Genomic DNA, 21,205 nt, shown 5'->3' on the forward strand with positions numbered 1-21,205 from the left:
CGAGAGGATCAGCATGCCGGAACCACTCAAGAACCTGCTGCATGCGGCGCTGGTCGGCGATATGGCCGACCGCATCGCCGCCAATGCGCCGGCCTTCGACGAGCAGCGTTTCATGCGGTTGGCGACCGATCGACTCGATTCGCTGGAACTGATGGAACGTTCGGCGCTGATCCGCGACGCGCTGTTTGCCACCCTTCCCGACGATTTTATTGAAGCAGCCGCCATCCTGAAGGCGAGCTTGCCTACATTAGCCAGGCCAGGACTGTCCGGCTGGATGCTGCTGCCGGTCAACCAGTTCATCGCCGCGCGCGGCCCCGATCATTTCGAGCTTGGCCTCGATCTCCTCAAGGCGCTGACGCCGCATTTCACCGCCGAATTCGGTATCCGTCCCTTCATCCATCGCGACCAGCAGCGCGCGCTTGCCATCATCTCCGGCTGGCTCGATGATCCCGACCAGCATGTGCGCCGGCTGGCGAGCGAGGGAACGCGGCCGCGTCTGCCCTGGGCCATGCGCCTGCCGCAGCTCGTCAAGGATCCCGCGCCGATCCTGCCGATCCTGACCGCGCTGATGGACGATCCGGAAGATTATGTCCGCCGCTCCGTCGCCAACAGCCTGAACGATATCGCAAAGGATCATCCGGATACGGTCGCCGCCTTCATCGCCGGCCATATCCAGGGCGCCTCCAGCGAACGCCGCCGCCTGCTGAAACATGCCTCGCGCACGCTCTTGAAGAAGGGCCATGCTCAGGCGCTCGCCAATTTCGGCTTCGGCGCATCCGCGTCGCTCGAATGCGAACTCCGCCTGGTCAACGGCGAGGTGATGTTCGGTGAAGGGCTGGATTTCGCAATCCGGGTGACCAATGCCGGCAAGGCCGCGCAATCGGTCATGATCGACTACGCTATCCACCATGTGAAGGCTGACGGCTCGCTGTCCCCGAAGGTCTTCAAGTGCAAGTCGATCATGCTTGCGCCCGGGCAGAGCCAGGCGATCGAGCGCCGCCACGCCATGCGGCCGATCACCACGCGACGCTATTATCCCGGGCAACACCGCATCGCCATCCTCGTCAATGGCGCGGAAAGCGCGTCGGAAAACTTCATCCTGAAAATGCCGTCGCCCGATCCGAGCTAAGGCTTTTTGTGCACCGCACTTGACTTTCCACGCGAATTAGCCCAAATGCGGCTCAGCTTTCACCCTTCCGGCCGCCGCGTGAGCGTGCCCCTGCTAAAAAATACGAAACGCAGGAAGAAGGGACAAAAGCGCATTTCGATAGAGGCCGCACTCTCCCATTAGCGGCCAGAAGCGCTGGAAAGCTTTTTCCAACTCACAAGTTCCCACTTCACGCGGGGTTCTTGACGCCAGAATGAAACCGGATCGCATGGTGCGTTCCGGCGATAGTCATTGTGGCGCCCCGAAAGGTTATGCCTTGACTAATTTTGAATCGCTTGGTGTCTCCAAGCCGATCGTCGCCACCTTGTTTCAGCTCGGCATCGAAACGCCGACGCCGATCCAGGAACAGGCCATCCCCCTCCTCCTGCAGGGCCGAGACCTGATTGGTCTTGCCCAGACTGGCACCGGCAAGACTGCCGCCTTCGGCCTGCCGCTTATCGAAAAGCTGCTTGCCGACGAGCGTCGACCCGACAACCGCACGACGCGGACGCTGATCCTGGCGCCGACCCGCGAACTGGTGAACCAGATCGCCGACAATCTGAAGAAATTCATCCGCAAATCGCCGCTGCGCATCAATGTCGTCGTCGGCGGCGTCTCCATCAACAAGCAGCAGCTCCAGCTGGAAAAAGGCACCGATGTCCTGGTCGCCACCCCCGGCCGCCTGCTCGATCTCGTCAATCGCCGCGCCATCACCCTGACCACGGTGCGCTATCTCGTTCTCGATGAAGCCGACCAGATGCTCGATCTCGGCTTCGTGCACGATCTGCGCAAGATCGCCAAGCTGGTGCCGAAGAAGCGCCAGACCATGCTGTTTTCGGCCACCATGCCGAAGGCGATCGCCGATCTCGCCGGCGAATATCTTGTCGATCCAGTCAAGGTCGAAGTGACGCCTCCGGGCAAGGCTGCCGACAAGGTCGAGCAGTATGTCCATTTCGTCGCCGGCAAGAACGACAAGACCGAGCTGCTGCGCAAGTCGCTGACCGAAAATCCCGACGGCCGCGCCATCGTCTTCCTGCGCACCAAGCACGGTGCCGAGAAGCTGATGAAGCATCTCGACAATATCGGCTACTCCGTCGCCTCGATCCACGGCAACAAGAGCCAGGGGCAGCGCGAGCGGGCGCTGAAGGCCTTTCGTGACGGCAGCATCAAGACGCTGATCGCCACCGACGTTGCCGCCCGCGGCATCGACATTCCTGCCGTCAGCCACGTCTACAACTACGACCTGCCGGAAGTGCCCGACGCCTATGTCCATCGCATTGGCCGCACGGCGCGCGCCGGCCGCGACGGCATCGCGATTGCCTTCTGTGCTCCCGACGAAGCCAAGCTGCTGCGTGATATCGAGCGCCTGATGGGCATCGACATCGCAGTCGCAAGCGGCGAACCGCCGGCCAATATCGGCAATAGCGGCCCCCGCCGCGGCAACGGCAATGGCAACAACCGCAACCGCGGTGGCGGCCATGGTCGCGAAGGTCAAGGTCGCGAAGGCCAGGGTCGCGGCGAAGGCCGTGGCGATGCGAACCGCTCGGAACATCGCGGCAGCCGCCAGGAACGCCGCCCGCGTCCCGAACGCACAGGCCGCAACGAGGACTTCCGCGGCCAGCGCCGCGGCGAAGCGGCCCCGGACCTCGGCCCCGACAATGATCTGGTCTCGACCTCCGACTTCCGCCCCTCGGCAAAGCCGCAGCGTCCCGCACATCACGGCGCTCACGCCAATGGCGAGCCGAGTGGACATCACCGCGGCAATAACCGTCACGCCCACGGTCGCCCTGCCCGAAAGCACGGCGACGACCGCGGCCAGCATCAGGCCCAGGGCGGCGAACCACGGCGCGAGGGCAATGGCGGCAATCGCCGCGGCGGCTCCGGCTCCCGCAATGGTGGCCAGCGCCGCGAACGCGCCTGATCATCGATCGATTGAAAAGTGGAAAGGCCGGGGTTTTCTCCGGCCTTTTGCTATTTATGCTTCCACAGGTTTGCGGCGTTCGACCGCCTTGCGGTTGGTCAGATAGACGCCGACGACCACGATCACCGTACCCAGAATCAACGGCACGGTCAGCGGTTCCCCGAAGACGATGAAGGCTTCGAAAGCGACGGCAGGCGGCATCAGATAGATCAGCGAGGCGGCGCGGGATACCTGCCCCCGGCGGATCAGATAAAGCAGCAGCCCGACACCACCCATCGACAGTCCGAAGACCGACCAGATCAGCGCGGCAAAGGCCTGCGCGGTGCCGTCGAATTGCTGATGCTCAAAGAGCAGCGAAAGCGGCAACGTGAAAATCAATGCCCCGACATATTGCAGCGTCGCGATCGACCTGAGATCGCCGGATTGCAGGTGCTTCTTCTGGTAGAGCGTGCCGTAGGTGACGGCCCCCATGGCGATAAGGTTGATCGCCAGCGGCAGCGCCGCATGCGTGAGATCGGCGGTCGCCGGATCGAGGAGTTTCGGCGAAATGGCAATGGCAATGCCGATGAAGCCGAAGACAAGGCCGAGTTTCTGCGTCTGCTGCAACCGCTCGCCGACGAGAAACGGAGCCGCCATCGCCGTTAATAACGGCTGCAGCGCCGCGATGATACCCGATATGCCGGCCGGCACGCCATTGGCAATCGCCCACCAGAGGCCGGCGAGATAAAAGCCGTGCAGGAAGAAACCGGAATAAACGGCCCGCAGCGCCGTCACCCGACTTTTCGGCCATTGCGCCCCGGTCGCCAGGCAAAAGGCGAGGAACGCCAAGGCCGACAGCGCGTAACGTATCGAAAGGAAGGTAAAGGGCTCGGAATGCAGCGCCGCATATTTCGCCACCACCCAGCCCGTGGACCAGAGCAGGACGAAAACGGCGGGGGCGAAGCGGGCGAGGGACATGGAGCTGCTCAGCGGAAAAGAGTTCGTCGTGCTGATAGCTTCTGCCGACGGTCGCAGTCAAAGGCGAAGCGTTGATGCTTATTTGAAATTTGGCTGATGGTTGGGACAATCGCCAAGCCGGAAGATGAGGTTCAATGTGACGAACGAGCCCTGTCGGAAGCTCGTCAGTATGCTACCGCAGTGAGGATTCGCCAGCGCTTCCCTACCCTCTACCTCATTCATGTGCCCGTCACAGGAATCCAGTGCGCCCAAGTCCTTGGGCGCGATAGACACTCTTCACTTTAGAAGTCATTTCATGCGCGGACGCGCCGTGGCTGGATTCCTGTGACAGGCACAATGTGGAGTGTGTGGAAAGGCCGCGCTCCCACGTACCGCCCGAGCGAAAAACCATCATCTGCTCACATTTTGAGCAGTCTTTACCAAACAACCATCCGCACCCCGCGCCATATCACCGCAAATGCCCGTAAAATCCGCCTCTTTCCCGCAATGCAAAATCTTTTCCCCGAACTGCGCATGGTTCTTGCATTGCAATTTGCGTTGTATTCAAATGAGCAAAAAAGGGGAGCCGCACCTTTGGCATTTGACGAAATGATTACCGGGGACGAAAGTCCTCGCCCGCCTTATGAAAAATATTTCGAGTGGTACAACAGCCAAGACCGGTCGCATCTGATTGCCAAATCCCGCGATGCGGAAAACATCTTCCGAAAGACCGGCATCACCTTCGCGGTCTACGGCCACGCCGACAGCTCCGAAAAGCTCATCCCCTTCGACATCATTCCCCGCATCATCTCCGCCCGCGAATGGCGCAAGCTTGCCCAAGGTATTGAACAGCGGGTGATCGCCCTCAACTCCTTCCTCGACGATATCTACCATAAGCAGGAAATCATCCGTGCCGGCCGCGTTCCGCGCGAGCTGATCGAGCACAATGTCGCCTTTCTGTCCGAGATGATCGGCTTCCGTCCGCCCGGCGGCGTCTACACCCATATCGTCGGTACCGACATCGTGCGCACCGGCGAGGATCAGTTCTACGTGCTGGAGGACAATGCCCGCACGCCTTCCGGCGTCAGCTACATGCTCGAAAACCGGGAAACCATGATGCAGATGTTCCCGGAACTCTTCCATGAGAACAAGGTGCAGCGCGTCGAAGACTATCCCTATCTGCTGCGCCAGAGCCTTGCTTCGCTCGCCCCTCCCGGCTGCACCGGCAAGCCGCGCGTGGCGGTGCTGACCCCCGGCATCTATAATTCGGCCTATTACGAGCATTCCTTCCTCGCCGACATGATGGGCGTCGAACTGGTCGAGGGCTCTGATCTGCGCGTCATCGATGGCAAGGTGAAAATGCGCACGACCCGCGGCTACGAGGCGATCGACGTGCTCTACCGCCGCGTCGACGACGACTTCCTCGATCCCCTGACCTTCCGGGCCGATTCCGCGCTCGGCATTCCCGGCATTATGGACGTCTACCGTTCCGGCAACATCACCATTGCCAACGCGCCCGGCACCGGCATTTGCGACGACAAGGCGATCTATTCCTATATGCCGGAGATTGTCGAATTCTACACGGGTCGCAAAGCGCTGCTTGAAAACGTGCCGACCTGGCGCTGCTCGGAAGCATCAAGCCTGAAATACGTGCTGGAGCACCTGGAGGAGCTGGTCGTCAAGGAAGTGCACGGCTCCGGTGGCTACGGCATGCTGGTCGGCCCGACGGCCTCGAAGAAAGAGCGTGCCGACTTCGCCGAAAAACTGAAAGCCAAGCCGAACAACTACATCGCCCAACCGACGCTGTCGCTCTCCACCGTGCCGATCCTCGTCAACAAGGGGATCGCGCCGCGCCATGTCGATCTGCGCCCTTATGTGCTCGTCTCGGACAAGGTTCAGATCATTCCGGGCGGGCTCACCCGCGTGGCGCTGAAGCAGGGCTCTCTGGTGGTCAATTCCAGCCAGGGCGGCGGCACCAAAGACACCTGGGTATTGGAGGACTGATGCTCGGAAGAACTGCAAACGGCCTCTACTGGATGTTCCGCTACATCGAGCGCGCCGAAAATATCGCCCGCCTCGTCGATGCCGGGCTGCGCATGTCGCTGACCCGCAGCAGCGCCGGCGACGACAACTGGGATGGCGTGCTGCAAAGTGCCGGCGTGCGCGAGGCCTATGACGAGGGCCACGCGAAGCTGACGAATGCGGATGCGATCGACTATCTCCTGCGCGATCGCGCCAATCCGTCGAGCGTCATGTCCTGCATCGAGTCCGGCCGCAACAACGCCCGCATGGTGCGCACCGCGCTGACGCGCGAGACCTGGGAAGCGACCAACGAATGCTGGATCGACTTGAAGTCGCTGCTCGAAAAGCGCGTCAAGCCGGCCGAGATGCCCGAGGTGATCGACGTCATCAAGCGCCGCGCCGGGCTGATCCGCGGTGCCTTCCACGGTTCAACGCTGCGCAACGAGCTCTATAACTTTGCCCGCATCGGCACCTTCATCGAGCGGGCCGACAATACCAGCCGCATTCTCGACGTGAAATATTACGTGCTGCTGCCATCGGTCTCGGCGGTTGGCTCCTCGCTCGACAATGTGCAGTGGGAATCGATCCTGCGCTCGGTCTCCGCCCACCGCGCCTATAGCTGGGCGTACGACGGCGAATACCGGGCGATGAACATCGCCGACTTCCTGACGCTGAACGTCCAGATGCCGCGTTCGCTTGCCTATTGCTACGAAAAGATCGTCAGCAATCTCGGCTATCTCGCCCAGGATTACGAGGCGCGGCTGCCGGCCCACGACACCGCCGCCGCGATCCGCACCACGCTGCAGACGCGGGCGATCCGCGACATCATGGATCAGGGCCTGCACGAATTCCTGGAGGATTTCGTCTCGCGCAACAACCAGCTCGGCGCGGAGATTTCCGACGGCTACCGGTTCTACGTTTAAGCGGATCAGACCATGAGACTGAAGATCAGCCACCTCACCGAATACCGCTACGACGAACCGGCGCAGTTCTCGCTGCAGCGCCTCAGACTGACGCCGCCGACAACCGCTGCTCAGAAGGTGCTCGGATGGTCGCTGAACGTCGAGGGCGCCACACCCGAGGTGGAGTATGACGACCAGTACGGCAACCACGTCAATCTGGTCTCGCTGGAAGGCGCGCAGCACGTGACGCGCATCCTGGCCGAGGGCGAGATCGAGACGGCGGACAATAATGGTGTCACCGGCCCGCACACCGGCTTCTGCCCGCTTTGGCTCTTCCTGCGCGAGACGCCGCTGACCAAGGGCGGCAAGCTGGTCAAAGAACTCGTCAAGAGCGTCGGCGGCGACAACGAGCTTGCCCGCATGCATGCGCTGATGGCGGCAATCCATGAGACTGTTGACTATAAGCCCGGCACCAGCAACGCCGCGACGACGGCCGAACAGGCGCTGGAGAAGAAGAGCGGCGTCTGCCAGGATCATGCGCATATCTTCGTATCCGCCGCCCGGGCCCTGCAGGTGCCGGCGCGTTATGTCTCTGGCTATCTGATGATGGAAGAAAAGGTCGAGCAGGCGGCGACCCATGCCTGGGCCGAAGCCCATATTCCCGGTCTCGGCTGGGTCGGCTTCGATCCGGCCAACGAAATCTGCCCGGATGAACGCTATGTCCGCGTCGCCTCCGGCCTCTGCTATCGCGACGCCGCGCCGATTTCAGGCATGCGCATTGGCACTCCGGGCGAGACCCTGTCGGTGACGGTGAAGGTCGAGGACGGCGGCCAAATGCAAAACCAAAGCCAGAGCTAAGCAGCACAGGCGAACTATAATCCACGTCCCGCTGCAGACCCGGCTGGTGATCCGATTACCGGCGCATTCTAAAGCGCGTCGGATCAAATTTAATTCATACGATGCGCTAGCCCTTTGATTTTATGCGTGTCGTTGCCCCGGAAGCGCTGCACACTTCCGGGCGACATGCATTGGATGCTCGGGCAAGCCGCCGGACAGCAATCAATCTGCTGCAAAAACCTGGAGGTGGCCATGCCCGCCATAGCCGAGAATCGCCTGATCGGCCGTCATTAACGGCACGCGATGGAAACGGGCTGTGGCGACGATGAGGCGGTCGGCGGGATCGGCATGAAAAGTACCGGGCAACCGAACGCTATCCACTGCAATGGATGGCTCAATCGGTGCCAGTTCAAGTCCCGGCAGCGCCAACGCACTATCGATCCACCGCCCGACATCGTCGCCGAGAGCCAAGCGTCCTTTCTGCACAAGCATCGCGATTTCCCAAGGTGTAATCGCCGAAATCAGGATCCGGCTTTTCTCCGTCATCTCGTCGATGATGCGCCGGGCCTGTGAACCGAGACGCGCATCATCATGCATCGCCCAGATCAGGATATGGGTGTCAATGACGATCAACGGACGGCTTCCCAATCCTCCGGCTCGCCTGCCGGGGACATCGGATCGTCATAGCGTAGGACGCTGCCCTTCATCGCACCAAGAATGCTTTTCCGCTGGTTTGCCTCGCGTGCCGGTGAGAGCACCGCAACAGGCCTGCCGCGCTTGGTGATCACGATGGTTTCGTCATCGCTCTGCATCTGATCGATAAGGTTCAGGCATTTCGCCTTGAACTCAGTGGCGCCGACCACCTTCGACATGACCCTACCTCCTGTACATATGTACAGCAATATAGACATTTTCGTAGTAAGCGCAAAGAAAAAGGCGGGATGAAGTGCCCGCCTTTTCCAGCTTCGGATAGATGCCTTGTCAGTGGCTGTCCTTGCCGACAGCATTTCCGCGACATCCCTTGAGGAAGTCGAGGTCGGCGCCGGTATCGGCGCCTTCGACATGCTGCTGATGCAGGAAGGCATAGCCCGACGTCGGCAGATCGTGGTTCGGCTGCCATTCGGCAAGCCGCCGCGCCAGCTCCTCATCGGAAATGTCGAGATGCAAGCGACGGTTCGGCACGTCGAGCTCGATCATATCACCGTTCTTCACGACCGCGAGCGGACCGCCGACGGCCGCTTCCGGAGAAGTGTGCAGAACGACGGTGCCGTAGGCCGTTCCGGACATGCGGGCATCGGAGATGCGCACCATGTCGAGGATGCCCTTCTTCAGCACCTTGGGCGGCAGTCCCATGTTGCCGACTTCGGCCATGCCGGGGTAGCCCTTCGGGCCGCAATTCTTCATGACCATGACGCAGGTCTCGTCGATGTCGAGATTGTCGTCGTTGATCTTGGCCTTGTAGTCGTCGATATCCTCGAACACGACTGCCCTGCCCTTGTGCACCAGGAGATGCGGCGAGGCAGCCGAAGGCTTCAGCACCGCGCCCTTCGGTGCGAGATTGCCGCGCAGCACGACGATGCCGCCCGACGAAGTCAGCGCCTTTTCGGCAGGCAGAATGACGTCTTCGTTCCAGTTGACGACGTCCTTGACCTCGTCCCAGACGGTTTCGCCGGAGACCGTCAGCGCGTCCTTGTGCAGCAGCCCGGCCTCTCCGAGGCGCTTCAGCACGACAGGCAGACCGCCGGCATAGAAGAACTCTTCCATCAGGTACTTGCCCGACGGCATCAGGTTGACGATCGTCGGAACGTCGCGGCCGCAACGGTCCCAATCATCAAGCGTCAGATCGATACCGACGCGGCCGGCGATGGCGAGCAGGTGGATGACGGCGTTGGTCGATCCGCCGATCGCCGCATTGGTGCGGATTGCGTTCTCGAAAGCCTGCTTCGTCATGATCTCGGACGGCTTCAGGTCGTCCTTGACCATCTGCACGATGCGCCGGCCGGTCAGCTGCGCCATCACCTTGCGGCGGGAATCGACGCCGGGGATCGCGGCATTGCCAGATAGCGCCATGCCGAGCGCCTCGGCCATCGACGCCATCGTTGAGGCGGTGCCCATGGTGTTGCAGGTGCCTGACGAGCGGCTCATCGAAGCTTCGGCTTCGAGGAACTCGGCCTGCGTCATCTCGCCGGCCTTCACCATCTCGGAGAACTTCCACAGATGCGTGCCGGAGCCGACGCGCTCGCCGCGGAAATAGCCGTTCAGCATCGGCCCGCCGGTGACGACAATCGACGGCAGGTCGCAGGAGGCCGCACCCATCAGCAGCGACGGCGTGGTCTTGTCGCAGCCGACCAGGAGCACGCAGCCATCCATCGGCTGGCCGCGGATCGCTTCTTCCACCGCGAGCGCGGCGAGGTTGCGGTACATCATCGCGGTCGGGCGGAAGGTGTTTTCGGAGGCCGAGAATACCGGCACCTCGAGCGGGAAACCGCCGGCTTCCCAGACACCCGCCTTCACCTTCTCGGCGAGTTCCCGGAGATGACCGTTGCACGGGGTCATATCCGACCAGGTGTTGAGGATGCCGATCACCGGCCGGCCATCGAACAGGTCGTGCGGATAACCCTGGTTTTTAAGCCAGCCGCGGTGATAAATCACATCGCGGCTCGTGCCGCCGTACCATTCCTGCGACCTCAGCCGGCGCGGCCATTCCGCTTTCTTTTTCATTTTCTCTGTCCTTCAGGTGAATTGCCGGGCCGCCTCGTACGGCCCGGGTCATCGGATATGTCTCAAGCCAGCGTGTAGGCGGTCTTGACCACGGTAAAGAATTCGCTCGCATACTTGCCCTGCTCGCGCGGACCATAGGACGAACCCTTGCGGCCGCCGAACGGCACATGGAAGTCGACGCCCGCGGTCGGCAGGTTGACCATGACCATGCCGGCCTCGGCATTGCGCTTGAAATGCGTCGCATGCTTCAGGCTGGTCGTGGCGATACCGGCCGAAAGGCCAAACGGCGTGTCGTTGGCGGTCGCCAGCGCCTCGTCGTAATCCTTGACCCTGATGACCGAGACGACGGGCCCGAAGATCTCTTCGCGCGAAATCCGCATCTGGTTGGTCGCTTCGGTAAACAGCGTCGGCTGCAGGTAGAAGCCGGGCGTCTCGCGGGAAATGACCTCGCCGCCGAAGGCGAGCTTGGCGCCTTCCTTTTTGCCGATCTCGATATAGTCGGTATCGGTCTTCAGCTGCCGCTCGTCGACAACAGGGCCGATATGAGTGCCGGCCTTCAGCGCGTTGTCGACGACCAGCGTCTTCAGCTTGTCGGTCAGTGCGGCGACGAATTTGTCGTGGATGCCTTCGGTGACGATCAGGCGCGAGGATGCGGTGCAGCGCTGGCCGGTCGAAAAGAAGCCGGAATTGGCGGCGGCTTCGACGGCGACCGAGAGATCGGCGTCGTCGAGCACGACCATCGGGTTCTTGCCGCCCATTTCGAGCTGGAACTTGCGGTTATGCTCGATCGAGGCAGCGGCGACGCGCCGGCCGGTGCCGGTTGAACCGGTAAAGGTGATGCCGGCAACATCAGGGCTTTCCAGCATCGCCTGGCCGACGACCGAGCCCTTGCCCATGACGAGGTTCAACACGCCCTTCGGCAGACCTGCCCGGTTGAGGATGTCGACGATCGCCCAAGAGCAGGCCGGCACCAATTCGGCCGGCTTGAAGACGATGGTGTTGCCATAGCAAAGCGCCGGGGCGATCTTCCAGGCGGGGATAGCGATCGGAAAATTCCACGGCGTGATGATGCCGATGACGCCGAGCGCCTCGCGGGTGATCTCGACGCCGATGTTCGGGCGCACCGACGGGATGACCTCGCCGGCAAGCCGCAAGGCTTCGCCTGCGAAGAATTCGAAGATCTGCGAGGCGCGGATGACTTCGCCGGTGGCTTCCGGCAGGGTCTTGCCTTCTTCGCGGGCGAGCAGCGCGCCGAGCTCGTCCTTGCGCGCCATGATCTCGTCGCCCGTCTTCTTCAGGATGACATGGCGTTCCCAGATGCCCGAGCGCGACCAGGCCGGAAAGGCGGCCTTGGCAGCGGCGATGGCGTTCTTGGTGTCTTCGGCGCTGCCGTCGGCATAGAGACCGACGATTTCGTTGGTGTCCGACGGGTTGATGTTCTTCGTCGCGTTCGTGCCGACCCATTCGCCGGCGATCAGGTTTTGATAAATGGTCATGGGCTCAACAAGCCTCCTTTACCGTTTACAAACACGGCCCGGCTGCGGACGCAGCCCAGCCTCGAAAATCAGAGCTGCTTGACGGAAATCTCTTCTTCGGCCGCTACCTTCAGCGGATTCCTGAGCGGCAGGCCGAACTCGGCGACTTCGATCTCGAAGAGGTCGCCCTCTTCCGTCTTGATGCCGTCGGCAAAGGAAAGTGTCGCCGTGCCGAACATATGGACATGAACATCTCCCGGAACCCGGAAGAGGCCATATTTGAAATGGTGATATTCCAGATTGGCGAACGTGTGCGACATATTCGCCTCGCCCGAAAGGAAGGGCTTTTCGAAGATCACCTTGTCGCCGCGCTTGATGCGCGACGTGCCGCGAATATCTTCCGGTGCTGCGCCAATGCGGATCTCAGGGCCGAAGCTTGCCGGGCGCAGCTTCGAATGGGCAAGGAAGAGATAGTTGATCCGCTCGGTGACGTGGTCGGAAAATTCGTTCGACAGCGCAAAGCCAATGCGGAACGGCGTGCCGTCCTTGGCGATGACGTAGATGCCGGCCATTTCCGGCTCTTCGCCGCCGTCGAGCGCGAAGGAGGGCGAGACGAGCGGCGCGCCGGGGGCCGCCGCGCCATGGCCGTTGCCCTTATAGAACCATTCGGGCTGCACTCCCTTTTCGCCGGCTTTCGGCTTGCCGTTCTCGAGGCCCATCTTGAACATCTTCATCGAGTCGGTCAGCGTTTCCTCGGCCGCCTCGGTGGTCTTCTTGTGCATCGAATCGCGGGTGGCGGCGGAGCCGAGATGGGTAAGGCCGGTGCCGGTCAGATGCAGATGGGCGGCGTCCGGATGGGTGATCGGCGGCAGGAAGCGGCCTTCCGCATAGGCTTTCTCGAGATCGACGGTTTCGCCGAAGCCATGCGCCTCGATGACCGCGGCCAGCGACTTGCCGCCGTCGGCGGCTTCCATCGCCAGCTGATAGACGCTGCCGGCGTTGTTGACCGATCTCGCAGCGCCGCCCTGCTCGCGCACGGCGACGACGATCTCTCCGTTGGCACCCTTGATCTGGGAAATAAGCACGACTTTGATCCTTCTCGTTTCCGCGAAGACAGAAAAGCTCCGCCTGTCCGGCCCCATCAGGAGCCGGAATCCATCTTTCATACGACTGCGAATGCCGGGGCTGGCGCCTGTCGGCGCTCAGCCCTTGTTCTTGTTGTAAACGTCGAAGAACACAGCTGCGAGAAGCACCGCACCCTTGACCATCTGCTGGAAGTCGATGCCGAGGCCGACGATCGACATGCCGTTGTTCATGACGCCCATGATGAAAGCACCGATGACTGCGCCGGTGATCTTGCCGACGCCGCCGGACGCCGAAGCGCCGCCGATGAAGCACGCCGCGATCACGTCAAGCTCGAAGCCAACGCCGGCCTTCGGCGTTGCCGAGTTCAGGCGGAGCGCGACGATCATGCCGGCAAGACCTGCGAGCACGCCCATGTTGACGAAGGTGTAGAAGCTGAGGCGCTGCGTGTTAATGCCCGAAAGCTTGGTCGCCTTTTCATTGCCGCCCATGGCGTAGATGCGCCGGCCGACCGTCGTGCGCTTGGTGACGAAGGCGTAGATCGCGATCAGCACCAGCATGACGACGAGAACGTTCGGCAGGCCCCTGTAGCTGGACAATTGATAGCCGAGCCACCAAATGGCGCCCGAAACGACCAGGTTCTGGCCAATGAAGAAGCCCAGCGGCTCGACATCGATGCCATGGCTTTCGTTCACCTTGCGGCGGCGCCAGGCGAGGTAGAAGAGGATGACCGGCAGGATGACGGTCAGGATCAGCGAGGTCGACTGGACGGGCGTGCCGAAGATGTCGATCATGTCGCCCGGCAGGAAGCCGGTGCTGATGACCTGGAATTCCTTCGGGAACGGGCCGATGTTCTTGCCGGCCAGCACCGTCAGCGTCAGGCCGCGGAAGATCAGCATGCCAGCGAGCGTCACGATGAAGGACGGGATGCGGTGATAGGCGATGAAATAGCCCTGCGCAGCGCCGATAATGCCGCCGACGATCAGACAAATCAGGCCGGCGACCCAGAAATTCATGCCCCATGTCACGGTGAAGATTGCCGCGAGCGCGCCGACGAAGGCGACGATAGAACCGACCGACAGGTCAATATGCCCAGCCACGATGACGAGCAGCATGCCGAGCGCCATGATGACGATGAAGGAATTCTGCAGGACGAGGTTCGTCAGGTTGACCGGCTTGAAGAGAATACCGCCGGTGTAGAACTGGAAGAATACCATGATCGCGACGAGCGCGATGAGCATGCCGTATTCACGAATGTTGCCGCGGATGTAGTCGGCAACGGAAACGACGTTGCTTTCCTCGGTTGTCGGGTTGACCGGAGTCATTGTTTCTTCTCCCCTGAGCGCATGATAGCGCGCATGATGGTTTCCTGGCTTGCTTCTCCCTTCGGCAGTTCGGCGACGATGCGTCCTTCGTTCATCACGTAGATGCGGTCACAAGTGCCAAGCAGTTCGGGCATTTCCGATGAGATCATCAGAACGCCTTTCCCATCGGCGGCAAGCTGGTTGATGATAGTATAAATCTCGTACTTTGCGCCAACGTCGATGCCGCGCGTGGGCTCGTCTAGGATCAAAATCTCGGGATCGGAGAACAGCCACTTCGACAGCACGACCTTTTGCTGGTTGCCGCCGGAAAGATTGACCGTTTCCTGGAAGATGCCGTGCGAGCGAATGCGCAGCTTAGACCGGAAATCGGTCGCGACCTTCATCTCCTTAATGTCGTCGATGACGCTGTTCTTCGAAATCCCTTCGAGGTTGGCGAGCGTCGTATTGTGCAGGATCGTGTCATTGAGCACGAGGCCGAGCTGTTTGCGGTCCTCGGTGACATAGGCAAGACCCGCATCGATCGCCTTGCGCACGGTGCTGACGTCGACCGGCTTGCCATCGACGAAGACCTCGCCGCTGATCTTGTGCCCGTAGGACTTGCCGAAGACGCTCATGGCGAATTCGGTGCGGCCCGCACCCATCAGACCGGCGATACCGACGACCTCGCCCTTGCGGACATTGACATTGATGTCATGCAGCACTTGGCGATCGCGGTGATGCTGGTGATAGGCATTCCAGTTCTTGACTTCGAAGATCGTCTCGCCGATCGGCACCGAGCGCGGCGGATAGCGGTCGGCGAGGTCGCGGCCCACCATGTTCTTGATGATGATGTCTTCGCTGATCTCGTCCGCGTGACAGTCGAGCGTCTTGACGGTCATGCCATCGCGCAGCACCGTGATCTGGTCGGCGACCTTGCGGATCTCGTTCAGCTTGTGGGAAATGATGATCGAGGTGATGCCCTGATTGCGGAACTCGATCAAAAGATTGAGCAGCGCATCGGAGTCCTTCTCGTTCAGCGAGGCTGTGGGCTCGTCGAGGATGAGCAGCTTCACGCTCTTCGACAGCGCCTTGGCGATTTCGACGAGCTGCTGCTTGCCGACGCCGATATCGGTCACCAGCGTATTCGGGGATTCGCGCAGGCCGACTTTCTGGAGCAGCTGCTTCGTGCGGTTATACGTCTCTTCCCAGCTGATCACGCCGCTCTTGGCATTCTCGTTGCCGAGGAAGATGTTTTCGCCGATCGACAGCAATGGCACGAGCGCCAGTTCCTGGTGAATGATGACGATGCCGATTTCTTCAGAGTCCTTCAGCACTCTGAAATGGCGCGTCTCGCCTTCATAGACGATTTCGCCGTCATAGCTGCCTGTGGGATAGACGCCTGAGAGCACTTTCATCAGGGTCGATTTGCCGGCCCCGTTTTCGCCTACCAATGCGTGAATTTCACCCTTGCGAACCTTGAGGTTCACGTTCTCCAGCGCCTTGACGCCCGGGAACGTCTTGGTGATGCTCCGCATTTCTAGGATGGTGTTATCCATAGTCAAAGTTCCAGCGCCGGCAGCTTGAAACAGCTGGGGCGATCATAAAATCGAAGGCCGGAACCCGCAAGCACTCGGGCTCCGGCCTCCTGTTTAACTTACTTCAGCTGGTCTTCGGTGTAGTAACCGCCGTCGACGAGGATCTGCTTGTAGTTGGTCTTGTCGACGGCAACCGGCTTCAGCAGGTAGGACGGAACGACCTTGACGCCGTTGTCGTAGGTCTTGGTGTCGTTGACCTCAGGCTCCTTGCCGGACATGACGGCATCGACCATGGCAACAGTGACCTTGGCGAGTTCGCGGGTGTCCTTGAAGACCGTCGAGTGCTGTTCGCCAGCGATGATCGACTTGACCGACGGGACTTCAGCGTCCTGGCCGGAAACGACCGGAAGCGGCTGGTCAGCGGAACCGTAGCCGACGCCCTTCAGCGAGGAGATGATGCCGATCGAGAGGCCGTCATAGGGAGACAGGACGGCGTCGACCTTGGCGTCGGTGTAGTTGGCCGAGAGCAGGTTGTCCATGCGGGCCTGGGCCGTTGCCGCATCCCAACGCAGGGTGCCGACCTTGTCCATGCCGGTCTGGCCGGACTTCACGACAAGCTTGCCGGAGTCGATGTAGGGCTGCAGAACGGACATCGCGCCATCATAGAAGAAGAAGGCGTTGTTGTCGTCCGGCGAACCGCCGAAGAGTTCGATGTTGAACGGGCCCTTGCCATCCTTGAGGCCGAGGGCGTCAACGATGGAGGTCGCCTGGAGAACGCCGACCTGGAAGTTGTCGAAGGTGGCGTAGTAGTCGACGTTGGCCGAGTCGCGGATCAGGCGGTCATAAGCGATGACCTTGATGCCGGCGTCGTGAGCCTTCTGGAGAACGTCGGAAAGCGTCGTACCGTCGATCGAAGCGATGACGAGAACCTTGGCACCCTTGGTGACCATGTTTTCGATCTGCGACAGCTGGTTCGGAATATCGTCGTCAGCATACTGCAGGTCGGTCTTGTAGCCGGCGGCCTCAAGCTGCTTGACGATGTTGTTGCCGTCGTCGATCCAGCGAGCGGAGGACTTCGTCGGCATCGCGATGCCGACGAGCCCCTTGTCCTGCGCCATAGCAGGCATAACGAACGAAGCGACGCCGAAGGCAGCCGCAGCCATCAATGAGATAATGGATTTCATTTCTCTCTCCCTTGTTAATAGAGTAGCGGACGAAAAATCGCCCGCCCCGAAACTGTGGCAGGTTCCGTATTGGATAGTTACTTCAGATGGTGAGAAACGAAGTAGGTCTCCTCCACGATCTCACACGTGTTGAGTGCCAACCAGCACACGGCGGCAAACTGGTATGGATTCCTATAACTGTCAAATAGAATAAGTGGTAATGTGCATAACAATTTTGGTATATCGTTAAAAAGTATTACTTTTGATGGAGCGCAGTGGGGAGGCTGCAACCATGACGATCGTTTCAGAGCCCATTTCCATGGATCACGTCGATATCCACAGCGACAGTTTCGGCGACGACAGCCTTCTACGGGCAGGACTTAAGCTGAATCACCTGCGCATGATAGTCGCAATCGAAGATAGCGGACAGATTTCCGCAGCTGCGGAAGTCCTCAACATTTCGCAGCCCGCCGCATCGCGCATGCTGTCCGAAATGGAATCGATCACCAAGACTCAGCTCTATGAGCGTGTGGCCCGCGGCGTGGTGCTGACGACCTTCGGCGCGGCCCTTGCCAGACGTGCCAGGAAGATCCTGCTGGAGCTGCGCGAAGCGAGCCGCGAGATCGGCGAATTGAAGAGCGGCAAGGGCGGCTCGGTCTTCATCGGCGCGGTGACGGCGCCGGCCATGAGGCTTGTCGTGCCGGCGATCAACAGGGTGCGCAAGGCCTATCCCGGCATCGAGATCAACATCCAGGTGGAGACCAGCAACGTGCTCGCCCGCGAGCTGCTCGCCGCCCGCCACGACTTCATCATCGGCCGCATTCCCGACGATCTCAATCCGCGCCTGTTCGAGGTCAAGGAGATCGGCATCGAGCGCGCCTGCCTGATCGTGCGTAAGAGCCATCCGCTTTTAAAGCACAAGGTGAGCAGCCTTGCCGATGTCAGGGATTACGACTGGGTGTTCCAGCCACCGGGCACGCTCTTACGCCGGACGATCGAGGACATTTTCCTGGCGCGCGGCGTGGCGCTGCCGGAAAACATCGTCAACACCTCCTCGCTGCTGCTGACCTGCGCCATCGTCTGCGAAACCGATGCGATCGCCCCCGTCGCCGTCGACGTCGCCCATTTCCTCGCCAGCCAGGGCGCCAAGGCCTCCGACGTGCGCGTGCTGCCGATCGATTTCGACATCAACGTCAAGCCTTACAGCCTGATCGCGGCGAGCGAAAGGGCGCTGCCGCCGAGCGCAAGGCTGCTCTACGACATCATCCTCGAGGAAAGCCGGAAGCAGGTGGGCTAAGCCCGCAAGCCCTGCGCCATCTTCTGCACCTTTAATGCGCGGCGGAACAATACCGGCAAAGTGCCTAGCGGTTTTTGCGTCCGGAAATTGCGTGAAAAAAATAGAGCACGTCCGTCGCTCGAAGACGGAAATGCTCTTGAGGAAGCGGGATGCTGTTCGGACAGTCGATATTTCAATCAGTCCTCGAGCGACTGAAGGCAGAGGGCGAGACAGCCGAAGATGAGGCCGAATCGCCGGCCGCCCATCGCGTCTCCGGCCTCGGCACCGGGCTTGCCTTCGATGTGATGCAGGGTGTCTCCGCCGCCTCGCAGCGGGTCGGGGAGGCTTATTTCGACAATCTCGATCTCGACACCGCCGGCCCGGAGAAACCGGAGCCTGGGCCGGACCCCGAGCCCGTCATGCCGGAGCATCTGACCCGCACGACGCCGCAGGAAGTTGCCGCCGAACTGGCGATCTCGGCGGCCGATACGCCGCTGACGCTCGGTGAAAAGCGCCGCGCCTTCGCCCGGGCCAATCACCCCGACGGCGTCGCCCCGCCCTTTCGCGACAATGCGACGAAGCGGATGATGCTGGCCAATCTCCTGATCGACAAGGCGCTGCGGCGAATCGGCCGCTGACCAATCTTAGTCTGCCTGCCCGTCCCTCGACGGCTTTTCCGCGGCTGGCTCCGCGTCCTCTTCGTCGTCATCGGCGTCGGATTCGGCGGCCGGCGCGGCGGCCGGCTGCGGATTGAAGCTCCAGAACAGCATATAATACGCATAGGCGCCCGCCCCGGCCGAGATGACGGCCCAGAAGGGATCGCCGCCGATGATCTCGACCGTGGCCCAGCCGAAGCAGACGGCAACGATGGCAATCCGCACCCAGAGGCGCCGGTATGCCGGATGGTTCGGATCGATCAGTTGCATCTGTGCCCCGCGGTCGGATATGTCACGCATGCCCCGGCATGCGCCGCACGGCCCACGGCCTGTGCCGCGCTTGTCTTTAGTTCGAATCTTGCAAATGTGAAAGAGCCGCGGGCTTGACGCGACGCAGAGAAGATGGAATGAAAATTCCAGTTTTTCAGTAATTCGGTTTATTTGTTCCGAATTCAAGGGAGGTTAAAATGACAGTGAGGTTCGGTCTTCTCGGCGCCGGCCGCATCGGCAAGGTTCACGCCAAGGCCGTCAGCGGCGACGCCAATGCGACGCTGGTTGCGGTGGCGGATGCCTTTCCGCAGGCGGCCGAAGCCATCGCTTCGGCCTATGGCTGCGAGGTCCGCACCATCGAGGCGATCGAGGCCGCTAAAGATATCGACGCCGTCGTCATCTGCACACCGACGGACACCCATGCCGACCTGATCGAACGTTTCGCCCGCGCCGGCAAGGCGATTTTCTGCGAAAAGCCGATCGATCTCGATGTCGCCCGCGTCAAGGCCTGCATCAAGGTGGTGGAAGAGACCGGCACCAAGCTGATGGTCGGCTTCAACCGCCGCTTCGACCCGCATTTCATGGCGGTTCGCAAGGTCATCGACGATGGCAAGATCGGCGATGTCGAAATGGTGACGATTACCTCGCGCGATCCCGGCGCTCCGCCGGTCGACTATATCAAGCGGTCGGGCGGCATCTTCCGCGACATGACGATCCATGATTTCGACATGGCCCGCTTCCTGCTCGGCGAAGAGCCGGTCTCCGTGCTGGCGACTGCCGCCGTGCTCGTCGACAAGGCAATCGGCGAGGCCGGCGACTATGACAGCGTCTCGGTGATCCTGCAGACCGCCTCCGGCAAACAGGCCGTCATCTCCAACTCCCGCCGCGCCACCTATGGCTACGACCAGCGCATCGAAGTGCACGGCGCCAAGGGCATGGCGGCGGCTGAAAACCAGCGCCCGGTCTCGATCGAGGTGGCGAACGGCGACGGCTACACCCGCCCGCCGCTGCATGATTTCTTCATGACCCGCTACACCGAAGCCTACGCCAACGAGATCGCCGCCTTCATCGCCGCGATCGAAAAGGGCACGAAGATCTCGCCCTCCGGCGCCGACGGCCTGGCCGCACTGGCGCTCGCCGATGCGGCGGTGCAGTCGGTCAAGGAAGGCAAGCTGATCAAGGTTGGCTGACGGCCCTCTCCCGACCGCCAGTCATGCATGAGATGGCCGGGCATACGCCCGGCCGTTTTGCGTTTGGACTGTGCAGAACGGAGGGTGAGGGATGCGTTTGCGCCAGACTCGGCGTCGGCGCAGCGGATGAGGCTTCCCAGTGCCGGGTCGAAGCCAGCGCTATAACGGGCACCGGGCAGCAACCGCCGTCCGAAAACTCGACGGCTCGTTTGGCGGCAACACACCCCCAACCTCCGTCATTCCAGGCCTTGAGCCTGGAATCCAGTCACCGCGCGTCGGCGCGGTGAACGAACCTTTTCGCCTTGAAGAGGGTCTCCCGCCCAAGGACTTGGGTGCGCTGGATTCCTATGACAAGCACAGGAATGAGGGAGCAAGGGGAGACCTGACCTGCCCATTGTCGCGGGAGAATGCGGTGTGGATGCTCGACTCAAGGCCGAGCAGGACGGAGGTGGGGCCGTGGAATCCAGGCCCAAGGCCTGGAATGACGGAGGGTGGGGGTTGGGTTTGCACGGGTGATGCCTCTCGGTTCCTGGTCGAAGGCGCCGCTATAACGGGCACCGGAAGCACCGCCCGCCGTCCGAAACGTCGACGGCTCGTTTGGCGGCAACACATCCCCAACCTCCGTCATTCCAGGCCTTGAGCCACTGCTGTCCGGTTTAAATTCGTCACCATTGGAGGCTCATCTGGTGGAGATGGTGTGGCGGAGTGGCGGTGGGTTGCAGCAGGCGGTCGATCCTGCGGCGGTGCATGAGATTGGCGCGCACCAG

18 protein-coding genes are annotated in these 21,205 nt (G+C 61.3%); 8 read left to right on the forward strand and 10 right to left on the reverse strand.

The window, feature by feature from the left end; translation table 11 throughout:
* Nucleotides 1-13: 13 nt before the first annotated feature.
* The gene (locus A7X77_RS19375; RefSeq protein ID WP_064684451.1) at nt 14-1,129 is read left to right on the forward strand and encodes a DNA alkylation repair protein; all 1,116 of its coding nucleotides are present in this window, start codon (nt 14-16) and stop codon (nt 1,127-1,129) included.
* A 247-nt stretch (nt 1,130-1,376) separates the two neighbouring features.
* Nucleotides 1,377-3,068: a DEAD/DEAH box helicase gene (locus tag A7X77_RS19380; protein ID WP_064684452.1), complete on the forward strand. Its 1,692-nt coding sequence runs from the start codon at nt 1,377-1,379 to the stop codon at nt 3,066-3,068.
* 54 nt (nt 3,069-3,122) lie between these two features.
* Here the strand turns inward: A7X77_RS19380 and A7X77_RS19385 are convergent, their stop codons facing one another.
* Nucleotides 3,123-4,025, reverse strand: a complete 903-nt coding sequence (locus A7X77_RS19385) for a DMT family transporter (RefSeq protein ID WP_064684453.1) — start codon at nt 4,023-4,025, stop codon at nt 3,123-3,125.
* A gap of 573 nt (nt 4,026-4,598) precedes the next feature.
* Here A7X77_RS19385 and A7X77_RS19390 point away from each other — a divergent pair.
* The 3 genes from A7X77_RS19390 to A7X77_RS19400 are packed head-to-tail and all read left to right on the forward strand — an operon-like array spanning nt 4,599 to nt 7,786.
* Nucleotides 4,599-6,008 (forward strand): circularly permuted type 2 ATP-grasp protein, encoded by a 1,410-nt coding sequence (locus tag A7X77_RS19390; protein ID WP_064684454.1) that lies wholly within the window; start codon nt 4,599-4,601, stop codon nt 6,006-6,008.
* A complete protein-coding gene (locus tag A7X77_RS19395) occupies nt 6,008-6,949 on the forward strand; it encodes an alpha-E domain-containing protein (protein WP_064684455.1) in 942 nt (313 codons plus the stop codon). Before A7X77_RS19390 ends, A7X77_RS19395 begins: the two co-directional genes overlap by 1 nt.
* A gap of 12 nt (nt 6,950-6,961) precedes the next feature.
* On the forward strand, nt 6,962-7,786 hold the full coding sequence (locus A7X77_RS19400) for a transglutaminase family protein (RefSeq protein ID WP_064684456.1): 825 nt from the start codon (nt 6,962-6,964) through the stop codon (nt 7,784-7,786).
* 201 nt (nt 7,787-7,987) lie between these two features.
* On the opposite strand, the gene A7X77_RS19405 is transcribed toward A7X77_RS19400, so the two are convergent.
* The 8 genes from A7X77_RS19405 to chvE form a co-directional block, all read right to left on the reverse strand.
* Nucleotides 7,988-8,398, reverse strand: coding sequence for a type II toxin-antitoxin system VapC family toxin (locus A7X77_RS19405; protein WP_064684457.1), 411 nt, complete (start codon nt 8,396-8,398; stop codon nt 7,988-7,990).
* Nucleotides 8,395-8,637 carry a type II toxin-antitoxin system Phd/YefM family antitoxin gene (locus A7X77_RS19410; protein ID WP_064684458.1) on the reverse strand — a complete coding sequence of 81 codons (243 nt, stop codon included), beginning with the start codon at nt 8,635-8,637 and terminating at the stop codon, nt 8,395-8,397. Before A7X77_RS19410 ends, A7X77_RS19405 begins: the two co-directional genes overlap by 4 nt.
* 109 nt (nt 8,638-8,746) lie before the next feature.
* Nucleotides 8,747-10,486, reverse strand: coding sequence for an L-arabinonate dehydratase (gene araD / locus A7X77_RS19415; RefSeq protein WP_064684459.1), 1,740 nt, complete (start codon nt 10,484-10,486; stop codon nt 8,747-8,749).
* Between the two features lie 62 nt (nt 10,487-10,548).
* Nucleotides 10,549-11,982 carry an aldehyde dehydrogenase family protein gene (locus A7X77_RS19420; protein ID WP_064684460.1) on the reverse strand — a complete coding sequence of 478 codons (1,434 nt, stop codon included), beginning with the start codon at nt 11,980-11,982 and terminating at the stop codon, nt 10,549-10,551.
* A 68-nt stretch (nt 11,983-12,050) separates the two neighbouring features.
* Complete coding sequence (gene araD1 / locus A7X77_RS19425) at nt 12,051-13,046, reverse strand: AraD1 family protein (protein ID WP_064684490.1); 996 nt, start codon at nt 13,044-13,046, stop codon at nt 12,051-12,053.
* A 117-nt stretch (nt 13,047-13,163) separates the two neighbouring features.
* On the reverse strand, nt 13,164-14,369 hold the full coding sequence (gene mmsB / locus A7X77_RS19430; RefSeq protein WP_064684461.1) for a multiple monosaccharide ABC transporter permease: 1,206 nt from the start codon (nt 14,367-14,369) through the stop codon (nt 13,164-13,166).
* Nucleotides 14,366-15,904, reverse strand: a complete 1,539-nt coding sequence (mmsA, locus tag A7X77_RS19435; RefSeq protein WP_064684462.1) for a multiple monosaccharide ABC transporter ATP-binding protein — start codon at nt 15,902-15,904, stop codon at nt 14,366-14,368. The genes mmsB and mmsA overlap by 4 nt, the downstream gene beginning before the upstream one ends.
* A 98-nt stretch (nt 15,905-16,002) precedes the next feature.
* A complete protein-coding gene (chvE, locus tag A7X77_RS19440; protein ID WP_064684463.1) occupies nt 16,003-17,067 on the reverse strand; it encodes a multiple monosaccharide ABC transporter substrate-binding protein in 1,065 nt (354 codons plus the stop codon).
* Nucleotides 17,068-17,338: 271 nt separating this feature from the next.
* Here chvE and A7X77_RS19445 point away from each other — a divergent pair, with 271 nt between their 5' ends.
* Both A7X77_RS19445 and A7X77_RS19450 read left to right on the forward strand, forming a co-directional pair.
* On the forward strand, nt 17,339-18,343 hold the full coding sequence (locus A7X77_RS19445; protein WP_064684464.1) for a LysR family transcriptional regulator: 1,005 nt from the start codon (nt 17,339-17,341) through the stop codon (nt 18,341-18,343).
* A 149-nt stretch (nt 18,344-18,492) separates the two neighbouring features.
* Nucleotides 18,493-18,960, forward strand: coding sequence for a hypothetical protein (locus tag A7X77_RS19450; RefSeq protein WP_064684465.1), 468 nt, complete (start codon nt 18,493-18,495; stop codon nt 18,958-18,960).
* Between the two features lie 6 nt (nt 18,961-18,966).
* Here the strand turns inward: A7X77_RS19450 and A7X77_RS19455 are convergent, their stop codons facing one another.
* Nucleotides 18,967-19,248 (reverse strand): hypothetical protein, encoded by a 282-nt coding sequence (locus A7X77_RS19455; protein WP_064684491.1) that lies wholly within the window; start codon nt 19,246-19,248, stop codon nt 18,967-18,969.
* A 197-nt stretch (nt 19,249-19,445) separates the two neighbouring features.
* Here A7X77_RS19455 and iolG point away from each other — a divergent pair, with 197 nt between their 5' ends.
* Entirely contained in the window at nt 19,446-20,438 is a 993-nt protein-coding gene (gene iolG, locus A7X77_RS19460; RefSeq protein WP_064684466.1) for an inositol 2-dehydrogenase, read from the forward strand.
* The last annotated feature ends 767 nt before the right edge of the window (nt 20,439-21,205 follow it).

The organism is Rhizobium bangladeshense (assembly GCF_001662075.1).
Taxonomy (GTDB): Bacteria; Pseudomonadota; Alphaproteobacteria; order Rhizobiales; family Rhizobiaceae; genus Rhizobium; species Rhizobium bangladeshense_B.